This window comes from Paenibacillus sp. FSL L8-0470, assembly GCF_038008625.1.
GTDB lineage: Bacteria > Bacillota > Bacilli > Paenibacillales > Paenibacillaceae > Paenibacillus_AQ.
Map to the genome: position 1 here is coordinate 5,484,399 of NZ_JBBOZM010000001.1, position 18,143 is coordinate 5,502,541.

14 protein-coding genes are annotated in these 18,143 nt (G+C 39.9%); 6 read left to right on the forward strand and 8 right to left on the reverse strand.

Annotated elements, in window-relative coordinates; all coding sequences use genetic code 11:
* Nucleotides 1–162 precede the first annotated feature (162 nt).
* The 4 genes from NST99_RS25095 (at nt 163) to NST99_RS25110 (ending at nt 4,471) form a co-directional block, all read left to right on the forward strand.
* Nucleotides 163–825 (forward strand): glycosyltransferase domain-containing protein, encoded by a 663-nt coding sequence (locus tag NST99_RS25095; RefSeq protein ID WP_341095251.1) that lies wholly within the window; start codon nt 163–165, stop codon nt 823–825.
* Between the two features lie 348 nt (nt 826–1,173).
* Nucleotides 1,174–2,121: a glycosyltransferase gene (locus NST99_RS25100; RefSeq protein WP_341095253.1), complete on the forward strand. Its 948-nt coding sequence runs from the start codon at nt 1,174–1,176 to the stop codon at nt 2,119–2,121.
* Between the two features lie 12 nt (nt 2,122–2,133).
* The gene (locus NST99_RS25105; RefSeq protein WP_341095255.1) at nt 2,134–3,456 is read left to right on the forward strand and encodes a UDP-glucose dehydrogenase family protein; all 1,323 of its coding nucleotides are present in this window, start codon (nt 2,134–2,136) and stop codon (nt 3,454–3,456) included.
* 1 nt (nt 3,457) lies between these two features.
* Complete coding sequence (locus tag NST99_RS25110) at nt 3,458–4,471, forward strand: GDP-mannose 4,6-dehydratase (RefSeq protein ID WP_341095257.1); 1,014 nt, start codon at nt 3,458–3,460, stop codon at nt 4,469–4,471.
* Nucleotides 4,472–4,494: 23 nt separating this feature from the next.
* Here NST99_RS25110 and NST99_RS25115 read toward each other — a convergent pair whose 3' ends face one another.
* The 3 genes from NST99_RS25115 to NST99_RS25125 form a co-directional block, all read right to left on the reverse strand.
* Nucleotides 4,495–7,047: a glycosyltransferase gene (locus NST99_RS25115; protein WP_341095258.1), complete on the reverse strand. Its 2,553-nt coding sequence runs from the start codon at nt 7,045–7,047 to the stop codon at nt 4,495–4,497.
* Between the two features lie 262 nt (nt 7,048–7,309).
* Nucleotides 7,310–8,053: a glycosyltransferase domain-containing protein gene (locus NST99_RS25120; RefSeq protein ID WP_051051336.1), complete on the reverse strand. Its 744-nt coding sequence runs from the start codon at nt 8,051–8,053 to the stop codon at nt 7,310–7,312.
* Nucleotides 8,054–8,156: 103 nt separating this feature from the next.
* A complete protein-coding gene (locus NST99_RS25125) occupies nt 8,157–9,497 on the reverse strand; it encodes a nucleotide sugar dehydrogenase (RefSeq protein ID WP_341095262.1) in 1,341 nt (446 codons plus the stop codon).
* Between the two features lie 198 nt (nt 9,498–9,695).
* On the opposite strand from NST99_RS25125, the gene NST99_RS25130 reads away from it, so the two are divergent.
* Nucleotides 9,696–9,941 (forward strand): ArsR/SmtB family transcription factor, encoded by a 246-nt coding sequence (locus NST99_RS25130; protein WP_341097748.1) that lies wholly within the window; start codon nt 9,696–9,698, stop codon nt 9,939–9,941.
* 229 nt (nt 9,942–10,170) lie between these two features.
* On the opposite strand, the gene NST99_RS25135 is transcribed toward NST99_RS25130, so the two are convergent.
* On the reverse strand, nt 10,171–11,145 hold the full coding sequence (locus tag NST99_RS25135) for a CgeB family protein (RefSeq protein WP_341095263.1): 975 nt from the start codon (nt 11,143–11,145) through the stop codon (nt 10,171–10,173).
* 111 nt (nt 11,146–11,256) lie between these two features.
* Here NST99_RS25135 and NST99_RS25140 point away from each other — a divergent pair, with 111 nt between their 5' ends.
* Nucleotides 11,257–11,694, forward strand: coding sequence for a hypothetical protein (locus NST99_RS25140; protein WP_341095264.1), 438 nt, complete (start codon nt 11,257–11,259; stop codon nt 11,692–11,694).
* A 240-nt stretch (nt 11,695–11,934) separates the two neighbouring features.
* Here NST99_RS25140 and NST99_RS33790 read toward each other — a convergent pair whose 3' ends face one another.
* The 4 genes from NST99_RS33790 to NST99_RS25155 all read right to left on the reverse strand — a co-directional run bounded on the left by NST99_RS33790 (nt 11,935) and on the right by NST99_RS25155 (nt 17,995).
* On the reverse strand, nt 11,935–12,150 hold the full coding sequence (locus NST99_RS33790; RefSeq protein ID WP_445744987.1) for a glycerophosphodiester phosphodiesterase family protein: 216 nt from the start codon (nt 12,148–12,150) through the stop codon (nt 11,935–11,937).
* Between the two features lie 61 nt (nt 12,151–12,211).
* Nucleotides 12,212–13,234, reverse strand: coding sequence for an SGNH/GDSL hydrolase family protein (locus NST99_RS25145; RefSeq protein ID WP_341095266.1), 1,023 nt, complete (start codon nt 13,232–13,234; stop codon nt 12,212–12,214).
* Between the two features lie 123 nt (nt 13,235–13,357).
* The gene (locus tag NST99_RS25150) at nt 13,358–14,968 is read right to left on the reverse strand and encodes a hypothetical protein (RefSeq protein WP_341095268.1); all 1,611 of its coding nucleotides are present in this window, start codon (nt 14,966–14,968) and stop codon (nt 13,358–13,360) included.
* Nucleotides 14,969–15,079: 111 nt separating this feature from the next.
* A complete protein-coding gene (locus NST99_RS25155; protein WP_341095270.1) occupies nt 15,080–17,995 on the reverse strand; it encodes an alpha-mannosidase in 2,916 nt (971 codons plus the stop codon).
* Nucleotides 17,996–18,143 lie beyond the last annotated feature (148 nt).

Below are 18,143 nucleotides of genomic sequence, written 5' to 3' on the forward strand. Positions count from 1 at the left end.
CCCGTCAAGGCTAAATGAACGCTTCGTGGCCTTGACGGGTTTACGGTCCTGGACAACTACTCCAGCTATTTTCGGACAACCCGTCCCATCCTCTTTTGGACATTATGTGGTACGTAGTTATCTTAAGCGATCATTCGCTAATAGACTCGAGGAGGGCATACTATGAAGGTAGTTGTTTATACTTCATTATTTGGTAATCATGATTCCGTTAAAGAACCCTTATGTATAGATAAAAGTGTGGATTATATTCTGTTTACAGATGACCCGAGCATAAAGTCTGAAAATTGGACGATTAAAGTATTGGAAAAACAATTTGAAAGCCCAAGAAAAATGGCTCGTTTAACCAAATTGTTATCTCATAAATTTCTACCAGAACATGACCTAAGCATTTATTTGGATGCAAATTTTAAATTAAAAGCAAAAGATATTTATGAGATGATAGTGGAATGTCTAGAGGGCCAAGATATTGCCTTATACAAGCATCCAAGACGAAACTGCACCTATCAAGAATTAGAACACTGTTTAAAAGTCAACAAAGTAAGCACCGAAATTGCGGACCGTGTAAAAATAAAGTATCTAAATGAAGGATTTCCTCGTGATTATGGATTATTTGAGAGTGGATTTATTATTAGAAAAAACACGGAAAAAATAAACCAATTGAATGAACTTTGGTGGAACGAAATCGCTACTGGAAGCGAACGAGATCAGTGTTCTCTAGTGTTTTGTCTGTGGAAATTGGGAATCACTGCAAATGAAATCAAAATTGGCCAACAAATTCGTATAAATCCCTATATCATTGGGTATAGACATAAAAATAATTCATAAAAACCTTTTGTTTCAAAGAATTAGCCCCATGATTTGACACGGAGCCCCTGCGAGCACGATTTTCTTCCGATCGGACGATGCATTACCATTAGCTGAACGCGTCCACTCGTCCCCCCCTACAAGATAAAAACGCCTTGCTTCCTTCATTGGGGTCAAACCGTTCCATGTCCTCCAGTTCCCGGCGTCCAGATGCTGATCGAACCAGCCATCCCCATAAGAATCGGCGTATGCACACATCCTTCCTGCCTTTTCTTGAATATATTTTGCAGACCGTTTAGGCATTTTAATTAAGCATAACAAAATTAAACGCATATTATTATATGAGACTATTTTGGAAGGGGAGTAAAAGTGGGAAAAAATCCGATTAAGATAACATTTATCCCCAAAAGAAGGCCTTTTATAAAAAATGCCACATCAAGACTTCGGGCTTTATATCTAATAGATCATCTTCAAAAGTTATTTCCCAACAAGTATATAGCTAATCTTGATGATCCGGAGAATGCTGACATTATTGTTGTGAATCAATCCGCTTCACAAGAAAATTTAATAAAAATTCTAGATCAAAAAAAGAAACGAAAGGTTTTTCTCATCTATGATGTGGTAGGACGGCAGTACGATGATGCCAGAGAATCATTTAACCAAGTTGCGCAGCAAGCTGATTTAATTACTGTTGCAAATGAAACTCAAAAAGCGCGGATAGAGGAATTGAAGCTAGGTAAACCATGTTGCATTTTGAATGATGGTATCGATTATGTTGAACAATTGAACCCTTCCCTTTCACCATTTAACGGAAAAGTAGTTTGGTTTGGTAATCACCAACTAGGTAATTTAGAATCAGCAATGTGGGCAATTGATTATATATCCGCGCAACCTAAATATTCAATAGGTGTTATAGGCAATAAAGAAATTAAATTAGACAATGTTGAGTTAATAGAATGGAAATATGAAGGATTTATTAATAATCTAAAACGTTATAGTCTATGCTTTTTGTCTCACGATAGTTTGGAAAAACAAAAGAGCAATAACAGATTGCTAGTGACGATTGCAAATGGTATTCCCACAATTGTATCAAATTCTGCTGCTTATTCTGAGTTACTTCGTAAGTTCAAGTTAGATTATGCCATTGTCGAAAATGAAAATGAATTACAAAAGGCTCTTTCCATCCTTAGTGATGAGGAACAAAGACAAAAGTATTTAAGTGAGATACAGCCTTATATTTTAGAGAACTACAATTATAATGCTGTAGCAAAAAAGTTTGATCAGATATTAAATCTCTACTACTTAAAAGGTATATAAGAGGTGTAATTAATGTCCAGAATTGCCATAGTAGGTACAGGTTATGTTGGTTTAGTGTCGGGAGCAATCCTGTCAGACTTTGGCCATAAAGTTACATGTGTTGATATTGATCAAAACAAAATTGCTCGTTTAAAACAAGGTATTATTCCCATATATGAGCCAGAATTAGAAACAATGGTCGAAAAAAATTATTATTATAAACGACTATATTTTACAACTAATATCCAGGATGCTGTAGAAAAAAATGACATTATCATCATTGCGGTTGGAACACCGCCAGCAGATGACGGAAGTGCTGATCTTCAATATGTTCTTACTGTTGCCGAGAGTATAGCTACTTACATGAATGGATATAAGGTGATTGTCAATAAGTCGACTGTACCCGTAGGAACAGGACAAAAAGTCAAGTCACTGGTGCAAGATGCTCTAAACGAAAGAGGGGTAAACTATACTTTCGACGTAGTTTCAAACCCTGAATTTTTAAGAGAGGGATCTGCAGTTAGAGACTTTACTCATCCCGATAGAGTAGTTATCGGTGCTGAAAATGAAAAAGCTATCAATCTAATGAAAGAAGTATATCGAGTCCTATATATCAATGAAACTCCTTTTGTCATAACGAACATTGAAACGGCAGAAATCATTAAGTACGCATCAAATGCCTTTCTTGCCATGAAAATTACCTTTATTAATGAAGTAGCTAATCTTTGTGAAAAGGTGGGGGCTGACGTTCAAAAAGTAGCTAAAGCAATGGGAAAGGACGGACGCATCTCCCCCAAATTTTTACATGCAGGTCCTGGTTATGGAGGAAGCTGTTTTCCAAAGGATACCAGATCTCTCGTTAAAATTGCCCAAGATAGCGGTGAACCTCTCTCTTTAATAGAAGCTACTATAAAAGCTAATGAAAGACAAAAGCTTAAAATGGTAGATAAGATCGTGGATGCTCTGGGTGAAGTTGAGGGGAAAACTATAGCGGTTCTAGGGATTACTTTTAAACCTAATACAGATGATATGAGGGAAGCACCTTCATTAGTCATCTTACCAGAATTAGTGAAGTATGGTATAAAGCTAAAGGTATATGATCCAAAAGGACGTGAAGAAGGTACATGGCGTCTTCATGATATAAAAGATAACCTGATTTGGTGTGAAGAAACTTACGAGGCTATTACAAATACGGATGCTACTTTGATTCTCACTGAATGGAATGAATTCAGAAACCTGGATTTTGATAAATATGATGAACTAAATAGTGGAAAGTATTTCTTTGATTTTAGAAATATTTACGATAAACAAGAATTAACTGGAAAAGGATTTAAATACTATGGTGTAGGTGTGTAAAATGAATTTAAAACCTGTAGATAGCACAAAAACATATCTTGTTACAGGTGCAGCCGGCTTTATTGGTATGCACCTTTCCAAAAAGTTATTGAGCATGGGTTGCAAAGTAATAGGATATGACAACATGAACGATTATTATGACGTGAACCTTAAACTTAGCCGTTTAAACATATTGAAGAAATTTGATCATTTCACTTTCCATAAAGCAGATTTAATTGACAGGGACTATCTTGAAAACTTGTTTTCAAAAAACAACATTGATATAGTAATCAACCTGGCGGCACAAGCAGGTGTAAGATATAGCATTGAGAAACCACATGTTTATATACAATCCAATATTGTGGGATTCTTCAATATTCTCGAGATGTGTAGATACCACAAAGTAAGCCACCTGCTTTATGCTTCCTCAAGTTCTGTGTATGGTTCTAATCAAAAGATACCATTTTCAACAGAAGACATGGTTGATCAACCAGTTAGTTTATATGCAGCTACAAAAAAGTCTAATGAACTAATGGCACATACTTATAGTCACCTTTATAAAATACCTGCAACCGGATTGCGTTTCTTCACAGTTTATGGTCCGTATGGAAGACCTGATATGGCATATTACTCTTTTACAAAGGCTATTATTGAAGATAAAATGATAAAAGTATTTAATAATGGAGATATGTACCGGGATTTTACTTATATTGATGATATTATTGAAGGTGTCACTAGACTTATAGAAAACTCTCCTGCAATATTTAATAAAACCTTACCCTACAAGGTTTATAATATTGGGAATAATAAACCTGAAAGATTAATAGATTTAATTCAAGCGATTGAACATTCAACTGGTAAAAAAGCGATTAAAAAATATTATCCAATGCAAGCTGGGGATGTGTACCAAACCTATGCTGACATAAAAAATTTATTTGAAGATGTAGGCTTTAAACCAAATACATCAATTGACGACGGTATCAACAAATTTATAACCTGGTATAATCAATATTACAATCAAGTGGACATGAATTAGGGAATTGACTTATGTGTATTCTGTCAATTCCCTTTTTCTTCATTATTTAACATATTGTCGAAAAATTGATACTGCGAAAGACTTGCTTTTTCTATCGAATAATTTTTAGCAGTTTCTATTCCATTTAAGAAAAATTTATTTCTTATACTTTTATTTTCTACTAAATAACTTATAAAATGAATAACCTCTTCATTATTAGCAGTATCAACTAAAAAACTGTTGTATCCATGTACCGCATATTCATATATTCCTCCTATCTTTGGAAGGATAGTAGAGCAACCAATTGCCATTGCCTCTAATCCTGAACGTCCAAAAGCTTGATAAGTTGATAAATCAATAAAAATATTGGAGTCTTGTAAAAGTTCTGCAACTTGTTCCCTATGGAGTATCCCCTGATTTTTAAAATCAAAATTCAAAGGAACATTTAAAGAGTTCAATTCATTATCAAAGCAACCAAATATAGAAATTTCTATTTTTGAATTATATTTTTCTTTTATCGCTTTCAACACTTTCATTGTTTCTTTAGGCGATCTTCGAGGAGTTTTTGGCCTGACCATTGCCACAATATGAACAACATCTTTTTTACTATTATTTATTGTCACTGCAGGTTTAAAAAGCATGTTGTCTAAACTCGGAGCAATTTTATAAACCTCAATTCCATGATTTTCTTTTATTATATTACGGATCCAATTCGTTTTGGCAAAAGCATTATTATTTAAAATTAATGTATAAGATTCTATCGCTTCTTTATACCAATGATGATCTTTATCAAACATCAATGGTTCATAATCTTGTATATAGTAGGAGGGTTTTATATAGGGGTGACATTCGATGATGTTTTTTAACATTTTCACCGTTGTAAATACGGTAGCTACTACGATGTCGAAGTGTTGAGAAAGGCGAATTAATTCATCTTGATTTTTATAATAAACACAAAATTCATCAAAATTTAAGTATTTTTCAGAAAATGGAATCTTATAGTTAAGATTGTTGGCTATTTTTGCATTTACATTCAATGTACGAAGTCCCATTGTTTCCTGTACAACTGAGTGTGATCCCCCATCTCCTCCTTTTGTTGGCAAAATAAATAAAATTGAGATATTACTTCTTTTTAACTTTTCACCGTTTTCTATCGCATTTTCAACTTTTTTCCTCAAAGTGTTTAGTTCCTTATTTTCTTTTAAAACTGTCATACAATCTCTTATTTTTTTACTGGAATACTTTCTGCAAATTAGCTTATCTGCTTGTTTTTTTAACAATTTTTTTTGGTCACTCGTGTAACTACTAGATTTATAATGATACACGTAACAATCATCGGCTACTTTTAGTTTGAAGCCAGCATTTTTTGCTCGGATACAATAATCATTTTCTTCGCCATATCCTTCCGAAAAAGTCTCCTGATCAAAATAACCAATTTTATCTATAACCTCTCTTTTAACCATTAAACAAAATCCATTTAAAAGTGGAACTTCTGGATAACATTTATCTGACCGGTTTTCCACTAAATTTGACATTTGTTCCAAGTTCATTTTTTCTGGGAGTGAATTTTTTGCCCAATCCTTTTGTTCAAACAATTTTGGTACGGATTGCCAAGAAGCTGCATTGGAAAGAGGACCTGCTAAACCTACAGCTTTCTCAGATTCCATACATGCAATTAGCTTTTCTAACCAGCGAAGTGTAACGATTGTATCACTATTAAGTAACACACAATATTTAGAAGATGATGCCAGCAACCCTATATTAGCGGCAATTGTATATCCTTGTGCATAATCATTTCTAATAAGCTTACAATTATAGACTTCAGCATAAGCCCTTAAAAATCTACTTGTTTCCTTGTTACTGCCATCATCAACTATAATAATATTAAAGGTTAATGTTCTCTTAGCAATTAATGACTCGAGACATACCTTTACTTCCTCTAAAGCATTATGCACACAAATGATTACATCAATTTCTTCAGTATTAGTTTCATTACGTTCATCATTACTTATTAGTTTTTGCTTATTCAGTCTGTCTTCTTCTAAAATTAAACTTATTAAGCCCGGTTTTTTTTCAGTCATTCCATTATTCATATTCTCGTAAATTTGTCTCCTTGTTCTAGCATAATCCCAAATTCTAACATTAGTAATTTCACCAATAAAAAAACCGTAATTACTCAGACCCCCGATTATCCCTGAGGCAAAAACATTTGTTTTCAGGCTTTTCAAACCCATTTTTCTAATCTCACCATTAATAAAAAGATATGGGGTTTTATCACGATAAACAATTGCAATGTGAGTCCAGTCAGTAATACTTGTTTCATATACTAAAGTAGCTGGCAGATGATTTGCTGTATGTTCAAAAACTGAAACACCATTCGTCCCTACTGACACTCCTGTTCCAGCATACTCATTATCGCCCCCATAACCAGCCGCAATAACATACCTTTGATCTGAAATACCTGAAACACCTATAACTGACTCTTTTCTAATTTTATGAGCTGCTTCAGGCTTAACCCAGAATTCATATGTGAAGTTATTCTTTACTTCCTTAAATATGGATTGAATTGTTAATTTATCGCTACCACCGAACCTCATTTTAATATCACCCTTTTTCTTTGAACATTAGCATTGCATCGAGCTGTCAATGTTCACGGAATACCATATCGGAGGTGTTAACTGTCCCATCAAAAGGAAAATACCAACGGAAAGGACTCAGCAAGTAACAGTCACTTTCGCTTAGAGAGCCCCTCCCCGGGTGGCTCTCTTTATAAACATCACGTGGCTCTCACTTATTAACTCAATGGCTCTATTCCACCGAAATATTCATTCTTCGTGACTTTAATACTTCGTATTGACATTAGATCAAAGATTTTTTTTGATTTGTCTGATGATCGTGAATTCTCCATTTGAAGTATTTATTATCCCTAATATAATCATCGAGAATAGAAAAAGGGGTATTATACTTCCAAGCGATATAATTAAAGCTCATCTGATCTCTTTTACTGAAGTTTTCAACTTCATTCCACCAAGCGTCCATTGTTTCTATAATTTTTGGATCCTTGTGTCTCCTTAAAATTACTCCAGTAGAAATAAGGCCATTATTTTCTGGATATCTCTCTTTTTCATATCTTTCAGCTTGGGCAAGAATTACATTTTTGTCATCTTTATTTCTCCGTATGCAAGCTTCTGCTTCTTGATATATACAGTTTCTTCCATCAGAGTGCCTAAAAAAGACAAGAGAAGATTCCTTCAAATAACTTTGCAGCAACTCGTATAGATCTCCAACGATAGTAATATTTGCATCTACCCATACACTGTAGTTATAGTCTTGAAAAAACAAGTGAGGTAGTATTTTTACATATCTTGCCTTTCTTGTCGAATCAAGATTATGATGTGGTAGTGGTATTATTTTCCAAAAATTTGACTTTATATCCGGATTGTCAGTAAAGCATACATAATCAAATTTATCGGATTTATACCGGGGTTCATAAAGATTGTCATAATTAGCTGTGATAGCAGTATAAACGACAACTTTATTTTTATTAATTTGACCGACTGAAGTACCTACATCAGATTGATATATTATTTTGTTTTGCTCCATTAGTAAATACCTCCAGTGTGTTTGCTAATCTAAAAGTGTACCACTTACACAGCGTCTGCTAACGCAAAAGTTCTGAGCCAGGTACTGTTATGCTGAATGAAGCTCAGCAACCTGGGGGAGAATCTCCGATCCTTACAATGTTAGGTGTATCTATATTTTTAAAGGCATTTCTTGTATCTATAATTAAGTTAGAATTTTCCGAAATCTCTTGGTAGTTATAAACATTATGGTTTGTTAATAAGATAATACAGTCAAAATTACGAAGATTTTGATGATCCAATTCAATTGAATGTACAATATTTCCTTCATTATCTGTAAACTGGGCTGCATAAGGATCATTGTATTCAACTAAAGCGCCCATTTCTTTTAATGTATGATAGATAGAAAGACTAGGAGATTCCCGTAAATCATCAATATTCGGCTTATACGCCATGCCTAGTAATAATATTTTAGAGTTTCTGACAGATTTATTAACATTATTAAGTGCTATTTCAACCTTATTTAACACATACTCCGGCATATAATGATTTATTTCATGTGCTAATTCAATGAAACGGCTATAAAAGTTTAATTCTCTTGCTTTCCACGATAAGTACATAGGGTCAAGAGGAATGCAGTGTCCTCCAATACCAGGGCCAGGAGAAAATGGCATAAAACCAAAGGGTTTTGTACTCGCTGCTTTAATTACTTCCCATATATTTATTTCTAATTTTTCGCATAACATCGCCATTTCATTAATAAATGCAATATTCACACTGCGAAATGTATTTTCTAAAAGCTTACTCATTTCGGCTATCTTAGGGGAAGAAACAGTCACAAGTGATTGAATGGCATCCTTATATAACAAGGTTGCTATTTCAGTACATAATTGTGTTTTTCCTCCAATTACTTTTGGTATGTTTTTTGTATTATATTTGCCATTACCAGGATCTACTCTTTCTGGGGAAAAACAAAGAAAATAATCCTCACCAGCTTTATATCCTTTTTTTGTCAATTCATATTCGATCAATTCCTCTGTTGTACCCGGATAAGTAGTACTTTCTAAAATAATGAGTAATTCTTTATGCATATATTGTTTTATTTCTTCAACTACTGATTTTATATACGACATATCCGGGATGTTATCCTTTGTTAAAGGAGTAGGAACACAAATGTTAATAGAATCTAAAGATGAAATTACTGAAAAATCATTTGTAGGAATAAATTTTTTACTGTTTATCACTTCGTGTAAATCTTCTTTATTTACTCCTGAAATATAGAAATCCATGTTCTTTAATCTACTGATTTTTTCTACATTAATATCAATTCCATAAACTTGGTAACCTTTTTTTGATAATTCAATTGCTAAAGGCATCCCTACATAGCCAAGTCCAATTACGCCAACTTTAGCCTTTAGAGAAATTAATTTTTCTTTTAAATTAGAATATGGTGAGTTCTTCTCCAATTCTATTACCTTCCTTCTTTCTACATTTTTTTACTTATAATTACATTATTTTTCAGTTAAAATGGATTGAATGGACTTCGTGATATAACAGGCTTATTGTAACTAGTCATGATTATGGATACCCTTGTCAATCAATATCGCCCCCCCTAGTGCTGTCTACTTTCATACTATGTATTGATAATCAAAACGTAATAGGATATAAGACTAAATTTAGCGTGTGAATTAGTCTCATCTAATTTTCATGTTGTTTTTAATGTGGCCAATATCATCGGATCCCCGCTTGCAACGGCATCGCATCATCTTAGGACGCTAAAAAAATTAAACCTGGTTAAATACCGCAAAGAAGGAAAGCTGGCGTTTTACTCCCTGGTAGATGAACATGTGCGGCAGCTGATTCAGCTTGCTTCTACACATAGTCAGGAGTTGATGACAGTTGGAAAATAATACACAAAACGAAGATGAAGAAGGACTGATGGAAGTCAAATTCACGGGGGGAGGTGGGGATTTTTGGAACTGGAAGAGCGAAAGCGTCCGCCCGAAAGCTTTCCGAAGGAAAGCTCGCATCGGAAGCATATGCTGTCTCCGGATTTTATCCGCTAGAAGCGGTATAAATCAGGAAATCCGGAGACAGCAGCGGCTGGATGTCCATAACATTCGCCGTAGTTACGGCAATTTAAGATTGAACCTTCATTAACAAATGATCGATTCGATGTTGAAAGGTGTGTGAAGTCAACACGCGTTTTCTTGCTTTTATAGCAATTTGTTTGCGTTCTTCGTCGTGTGCAATATAATAATGAATCTTCTCAAGTAAATCATTCTTATCTTCGAAAGAAACAATTTCCTTCCCTTCCTCAAAATGATTTACCAGCTCCTCTTTAGAATCAATAAGTTGAAATGCTTCGCAACTGGCAGCATCAAAGGTACGGTTGTTGATACTTTTGGCAATAATACCCATACGATTTCTATTGTATTTCTCATCAGAAGGACGGTGGATATTTAAAACAATTTTTGAACCATTATAATAATTCACAACGGTTTCGGGCTTTACCCAGGCATTCACTAAACCTAAATCTAGATTTAAATTTTTGTTCCATTCATTATTATGCTTGCCCCATCCTCTCCCAACGATTTGAATTTGATAGTCTGTTCTCTTTAACAAGAATTCTATAAGCTCAATTCGATTACTATAGGGAACTCCTACTAAACAAATATCACTTGTGAACTCTTCAGAGACTAGTGTGGAATGAAACACTTCCGGATCTGTTCCTAACGGAAGATGATAAACATTTGGATGCCCAAGTCCTTTATATTGTTCCAATGCAGCTTGATCGATGGTAAAAATATAGTCAAAATAAGGGATAAGCGGAAGGGTCCAATCCATATAATAAGGATCTTCCGTCATCCAAATGACCGACTTTACTTTTGTTTGTTTTAAAAATTCTAGTATTGGTTTGGAGATTTTCAAACCGGCTATTGCTAAAATAAGATCTGGCTGCAAAGATTCTTTCTTAAGTTTTAAAGCATTTAAACCATTATTTAATGTAAAAGATTCACAATAGTGACCTGCATTCTGAAATGCTTCTACTATACTTTGTTCAAAAAAGTAATAAACTGCTCTAAAACCTGAAGTAATAAAAATAATTTTCATTTTTCTTCCTCCCTTGTAAATTCGAGGTTTTTTTAGTTAATAGGATATTGACACAAACATAAAATAAAATAAGTCATATGATGGTTTTATAAAATAAGTGGAGGTGAAAATATGGCACAAACCTTAGTTGAATTCGGTAGAAGCGTCCAGACAAACCTGGACAATGGAGTTATTGTTCCAATTAATTCCACAGCTAAGTTGATATTAGAATTTGGTATTAATGTTCCAACTGCAACCAACTTTGTAGAACTCACTACTACAGTAGGTTGGCAGGTAACGAACGTTTTTGCTACACCACCAGATCAACCCAAACTCTTCCTTCAAGTCCTTACGGATGGAATCGTTGTTGGTAGCGCTGAGCAAGAGTCCATTTCAAACGATGAAGATGAACCACTTGAAATGACTACAACGTTCCAGACAATTCTTACGAATGTATCAGTAGGATTTCATGTATTTCAGGTGTTTGCCTCAAACCCTGAAGACCTCCAGGGGGATATTACCTTAACTGGTCCAGTCAATATTACTGGAAAAGTTTACGCGCCTGTGTAAACTTACTAAGCTTCCTCGGCTGACTCTGTTAGGCTATATAAATTTTCCAGTAATGACTCAGTAGACAAATCATCATTTCTCGGCCCATACTTTTATTAATCAAAGTAAAAACTCCTTTGTAGAAGTCTTGTTTGTTTTAGGGAACAAACAAGGTCAACACCTTCTACTTTAGGAGTTTTTTAAAAGATGAAAATAAATGATCTCCAACCATTACCTTCCATTAGATTTCCATATGCTTTTTTAAGAAATTCGGTTCCATATACTATTCATCTGAATGACGGCATATGCTAAAACAGTTGAACATTTAAACATATTTTCATTAGCGACCCGCCTGATGTTGTAGTTTCTTATCTTTAAGACGCAGTTCCTCCAGCAAGTTGAATCATGGAATACAGCAAGGATGTTAGCCTTGGTGAGCTTAACATCGAATTCAATCACTTCCGCTCCGTAATCCAAGGCGGCTTACACTACTCTATTTCATTGGAGGCGATAAGTCCTACCCGGTAAGTGAAGAATTTCAGAACACGCATTCCGTAGCGGTCAACGGACGCTTAAGCAATTCCCATCCGGTCTTGGCGGATATAAAAGAGGCCAGCTCCCATCCCATCCGGTAATGCGTCTGATAGCCGGGATGATAACGGCCGCCCCATCCTTCCACCTCTGGATGAATCAGCCCTAAATCAACCAATAATATCTTTCCGTTTCCATTTTGATTAAAATGGGCCACGACCTTATTCACACTGGCGAGATAGTTGTTGTTCATGGTTCCAACACAGCAAAAGACATAGGGATCGTTGTATTGATCCAGGATAACCTGAATGAATTTTATATAAGCGGCAATATACTCCTCATCATCAATTGGTGTAGAATAATCGTTTTGACCCAAATTAATGACAATTCCATCAGGAATATACCGGGAAAAGTCCCATGGCGCCGTGTCTTTGCCGAGGGTCCCCAAAAAATGCTCCGGCAATCCATGCCTGTTCCCTACGGCATCCTGCCAAACGCCAATGCCGCAAATGGCCATCGTATGATATTCCGCGTTCAACATTCTAGCGCTGATCCCGACATAGGACATATAGCCGTCGTCAAGATGCGGGGCTTCAGCGAGCACATGCGGATGGCCGATCCCTGCTCCATCTGTGATGGAATCCCCAAAGTATTCAAGCCGGATAGGTTTGGCCGCAGGCGGGGCAAGGAAGCTTCCGCCGCCAGGAAGAGAAAAATGATGAAATGCGATATTCCCGGTCAAAATTCCCGTCCGCTTGTGGATTTCCAAAGTGTGTTCTCCATCCGGGAGCCCCTGTTCGATTATGTATACATGAACCCCCTTCTTCAGATTAATCCAATTACGGGCGATCCCGTCCAATACGATTTCAACGTAATCCTGGCCGCCGGAATCCCCTGCTGTCATAGAGATGGCCGTACCCCGGAAGGCAAGATGAACAGCACTATTAACCCATCCGCATTTCGGATTCCCTTTGTCAGTCAGATCAAATCTCCCCATCAGCCTGGTGTACCTGGTAAAATCAAAATCCAAAGTAACTCCTCCCGTCAATTACCGCATTGACTATCCATTCCCCATCGGCACAGGCTGCTATCACCCCCTGCATAAAGGACCCTTCCGGAATGCCTACCGTGCTTCCGGAAGGGGTTCATTCAGTTAGTTCATAGAAGTAAGCCCTAGCTTCGGATTCGCCAGATCGAGTTTATACATGACTTGATTGTAGTTATACCGCGGTGTCGCTACATGATTCGTGAACGTATTCGTATAAGTCCCCTCGAAGTAGATTACCCGGCCGCCATCCTTATTGAAATTTTTGTGCTGGGCAACGTTGTAAAAAGTATAATTATTGTGCGTTACGATCTTTTTGGCATTAGTCCACGGACCTTGAGGCGCCGGAGCTTCCGCGTACCAGATTTCTCCGAGCACCGATGTCTTTCCCTGCAGCTGCTGCCCGATCATCACGTAACGCTGCCGGTAATCGTTCCATTCGACGGCGCTTGAGGAGATTTGAACCTCTTCGCCGGTATCGGCATCTTTCAATTGATAATAATGCAGGTCGGCCGCTTGGATCACCCCTAAACGGATCAGCTCCTTCTCTTGATCCTGCTTAAGCGGCGGAGTATTCTTTTTCCAACCCCATACAAGCTGGCCGTTTGCGTCGCGTTCCAACGACGTTTGAGCTCCGTTGTACGTCGTTCCCGGTGTTAAAGCTGTAAACGATTCATATTGAGTATAGTCGATGATGGCGTCATAGCTTGCGGATACGCGCAAATTTGGCATCCGGTGTTCGGTAAAGAGCCAATAGCCCACCCCGTTCTCCTCATAATAGGTCGCCTGGCCGCCCGGATGGCGCCAATCGTCTTTGGAAGGGAACTGGACGACTTGCTCGAATTCCTTGATATTGTCATTAAAGGCAAGAATGCCGAAGGCGCTGAGTCCGGGATTATGGGTACTATATCCGGCGAGCAGGCGTTCATGTCCGGCACTGTCCTTGGCAGTCATCAAACCGAACACCCAAGCTATGCCGGCGCCGTCAGGCAGCTGCGGCACCAAGCTTTTGACGAAACCGTCCTCTTTAGTGAAATAGTCCAGATTCACACCGGCGTCCGGATCCAATCCGCCGTTTTGCGGCATCTGAGAAGTTGCTCCCGTCACACGGAAGTTCCCCAGCGGATACGCTGGTCTGTCGGTATCACCCCAGAACCAATACAGCTTATCTTTGTACGTGATCGTCTGCACAGAATCCTGTCCCATGACCAGACCGTTTATCAGCGGCTCCTGAATCGGCGCCCCCAAACCAAGGAGCATACTGTCGCGATAAATACCTTGGCCCGTAATCCGGTACAGCCGTTCAGCGATGTTGACCCGGTTCATCTCGATTGTAATCATACCCCCGGGCATAATCTGTACAGCCTGCCCACGATTGCCAAACATATCGGCGGGGATATCATAACCGTGGCTCGACAGATGGAAGAAGACCGGCTGATCCATCAATCCGGGTTCACTGAACGCCACTACACCAGCACTATCCGTGTAATACAGAACGTTGTTCGTCGTCTTCAGCTCAACAAGCGGAATGCCCCGGCCCGTCTCGGCATCCACGACCTTGATCTTGAACGGCTCCTGGACCCCTTTCTTTACAATGCTCAGATTCTGCCCGTCGCCACTTTCCGCCGCCTGCGCTGCAAACGCGCCGCCCGGCGCCGTCATAATCATCAGCACAAGGCAAGTCCATATTCCCGCACTTTTCCACTGTTTCATTTTCATTTCGTTGACCTCCCGGCCTTAGTAGATTTGATAGAATGAAATCGTTGCGCTGCAAAACACCATCTGTTCAAACCACTGATGATGTACTCTCTCCCACAAGCCACCCCCTGCTTATTCATATCGCTCCTTGCGAAGCGCCAATCGAATGGTCTTCACCTCGAACGGACGGAATTGGAGCCTTACATCTCCGCCTTCGTGCGGCACTTCTGCAATCTTCTCCTCCAGCATATTCGCCTCACTAACCGCCGCAACGGACAGCCCGGCGTGAAGCTTGCAGACTACCGTGGCCCCTTTACTCTCATACAGACGCACAACCCAATCGCCCGATCCGTCTTCGGCAAGCTTGACCGTCTCCGCAATCACATTGGCTTGATCGATGCAGAGTAAGGATTGTGCCCCACACCCTCCTCCAGGCACAAGGCTGACAGGATAGTTCAGCTCATAAGCTTCGCGCACAACAGGACTGTCGAGAAATGCACCGTTCCAGAATGTAAATCCATAAGTAAAATGATGCAACCCTTGATCGGACGTTTCATCCGGCCAAGTCGGAGCCCGAAGCAGTGTTAAGCTCATCGTGTTATCGTTGACGGAAATGCCGTATTTGCAGTCGTTCAGCAGTGCGAAGCCGCGGTTTGCCTCTGCAAGGGCAGACCACTTATGCTGAACCACTTCGTAACGATCCGCATCATGCGGACGCGAAGCATGATTCGGCCTCTTGACGTGACCGAACTGAATTTCCTGCAGAGACTCGTTCGTATGAATGCGAACCGGAAAATCGACTTTCAGCAGCTTATTCTTCTCGCGCCATTGAATCGTTGTATGGAATTCCACCCGGCGGCTGCCCGCACGCAAGCGGATATCCTGAATCATGGTCGAGTGATTCAATTCCCGCTCAACCCGAAGATTTGCGAAGAGCGGTCCATTCGCAGTAACGGATACCTTGGCGTTTGCGTTCAGCTCAATGGGTGCCAAGCGGTAGCGCCGGTCAATCTCCCAGGCATCAAAATCCGAATTTTGATCCCGGTACATCCGCATAACATTGCAGCAGTCTGCTGCCCATTCCGTGCAGGTCTCCTTATCGAAAATCCGTGTAATCTCACCCTTTTCGTTAATTCCAAGCGCAATCCATTCATTCTCCATATGCGATTCACTTGCAGAGACTGTCGACAGAACAGGAACGACCGGCACTTCCGTTTCAGTCTTGTACGTCGACCAGCCCATGGAAGGAGCCTCCAGCTGAGCATAGCTAACACCTTCGTGCAATTGCACCGGTAGAACGGCTCCATTCCTATCCGCAATCCCGTGAACGCCATTAGGTAATGCTACCAGTTCCCGTCTTATCCAGGACAGCGAGTTAAATACGGTAACACTGGAGGACTCGCCGTCTGTGATTGTACCTCTTGCTTCTGAAGCCACGTTGTACACGTCCTTATTCAATTCCATCAGTTTAAGCTGCGCCTCTTCATGGACGCGGTGGATAGATGAGCCCGGCAGAATATCGTGGAATTGGTGCAGCAGCAGAACCTTCCACAGACGGTCCAGCTCCCCGTAAGGATAGGTCCGGTTATTTAAATGCTCCGCTGCAGCCCCCCATAACTCCGCCTCACGGAAGCCAATTTCCGCCTTCCGGTTCAGCTTTTTGATGACCGCTTGTGTTGTATAAGTCCCGCGGTGAGCGGGATAATAGAGCTCTCCTACGTACTTGACATCAGGAATGCCCTTTTCGGTCTGATCCCGGAAAAATTCGATTGGCGAGCCGTGCTTCGTCTTGGGGACGCCCTCCAAATTGCCGAGCCTGCGCATAAACTCAAGATCGTCCCGGTTGGAGCCTCCGCCTCCGTCGCCATGTCCGAACTGCGTGAGCCGCGTAGAAATCCCTTCAAGCTGGACGCGATCTTTCCACTGATGGATTAAGAACGACGGGCGGATCCGAATCGGGTAGTAGTCTCCATAGTTGAGCAGATGCGACAAGATTTGCGAACCGTCGATCCCTTCCCACAGAAACGTATTATGCGGGAACGGATCTGCTACATTATCATAAGTACCGAACAATTTAACGGAACCGAAATATTTAATCCCGCAACCCTTCATAATTTGCGGCAGGTTCCCGGAATAGCCGAACACGTCAGGCAGCCACAGCATTTCGTTGTCTACACCGAATTCTTCCTTGAAGAAGCGCTTGCCGTACATCGCCTGGCGGATCAGGCTTTCGCCGCTGGGGAGGTTCGTATCGGGCTCTATCCACATGGAGCCTTCGGGAATGATTCTGCCTTCCTTCACCGCTTGTTTGATGCGCGTATACAGCTCAGGATACAGCGTCTTGACCAACTGGAATAAATAAGGCTGACTCTGCGTGTAAGTATATTCCGGATATTCGTCCATGAGCGCAAGCTGATTGGACATGGTCCGTGCAATTTTACGCTTCGTCTCCTCAATCGGCCACAGCCAGGCCACATCCAGGTGGGACTGTCCCATAAGGTACAGGGTAGGCGCCGTTGAACCGTTCACACAAGATAAAAGCGGTTTCATAATCTCCCTGCACTCTTTTACGTTCTCTCCCAACAATTCCTGGCGCAGGGTCAGGTCGACCGTCGCAAATACCTGAGTCAGACAACGATCAATCTCCGCAACGCGGAGAGATTTGACATCGAGATGATTGCGAAGATCGTACAGGCATTCCAAATCGATAAAAAACTGGTACACTTCTTCTTCAAAAATACAGAGTTGCGACTCTCCGAACAACGGCTGAGAATCGGAATGGCCGGCGTACGCCTCTGCGACAATTTCGAATTGCTGGCCGCTTTTCGCCGAACGGGTTAAGGTTACGTAATGATGGTTAAGATCCTTTGCACCACTCACGATGCCGTCAACATACACGGTCGCTTCGGCTCCAAAATCAAGCATAGCCACCAGCCGTTTGCCTTCGGCCTCCTTAGGGGCGATGATTGTGGACCGGAACCAGCCGTACCCCCAATTCTCCCCCCACTGTTGTCCCCTGGTTATGCTCTGGAACGGTTGCTCATCCATTTCATGAATGAACAGCTGTTCCTTTGTCGTAAAACCTGAAAACTCCATTGGAGAAACCTTTGTAATCATAAATTGATTTCTTTTATTCAGAAGCTTTTCGACATGGAATAAAATCTCTTTTTTCTCGTTCAAAGCTCTTCTCACATCC

Bases quoted from the DNA above. Each gene is read 5' to 3' on its own strand.
- NST99_RS25095 (WP_341095251.1), top strand. From the start codon at position 163: ATGAAGGTAGTTGTTTATACTTCATTATTTGGTAATCATGATTCCGTT.
- NST99_RS25105 (WP_341095255.1), top strand. From the start codon at position 2,134: ATGTCCAGAATTGCCATAGTAGGTACAGGTTATGTTGGTTTAGTGTCG.
- NST99_RS25110 (WP_341095257.1), top strand. From the start codon at position 3,458: ATGAATTTAAAACCTGTAGATAGCACAAAAACATATCTTGTTACAGGT.
- NST99_RS25115 (WP_341095258.1), bottom strand. From the start codon at position 7,047: ATGAGGTTCGGTGGTAGCGATAAATTAACAATTCAATCCATATTTAAG.
- NST99_RS25120 (WP_051051336.1), bottom strand. From the start codon at position 8,053: ATGGAGCAAAACAAAATAATATATCAATCTGATGTAGGTACTTCAGTC.
- NST99_RS25135 (WP_341095263.1), bottom strand. From the start codon at position 11,145: ATGAAAATTATTTTTATTACTTCAGGTTTTAGAGCAGTTTATTACTTT.
- NST99_RS25140 (WP_341095264.1), top strand. From the start codon at position 11,257: ATGGCACAAACCTTAGTTGAATTCGGTAGAAGCGTCCAGACAAACCTG.
- NST99_RS25150 (WP_341095268.1), bottom strand. From the start codon at position 14,968: ATGAAAATGAAACAGTGGAAAAGTGCGGGAATATGGACTTGCCTTGTG.
- NST99_RS25155 (WP_341095270.1), bottom strand. From the start codon at position 17,995: ATGGATGAGCAACCGTTCCAGAGCATAACCAGGGGACAACAGTGGGGG.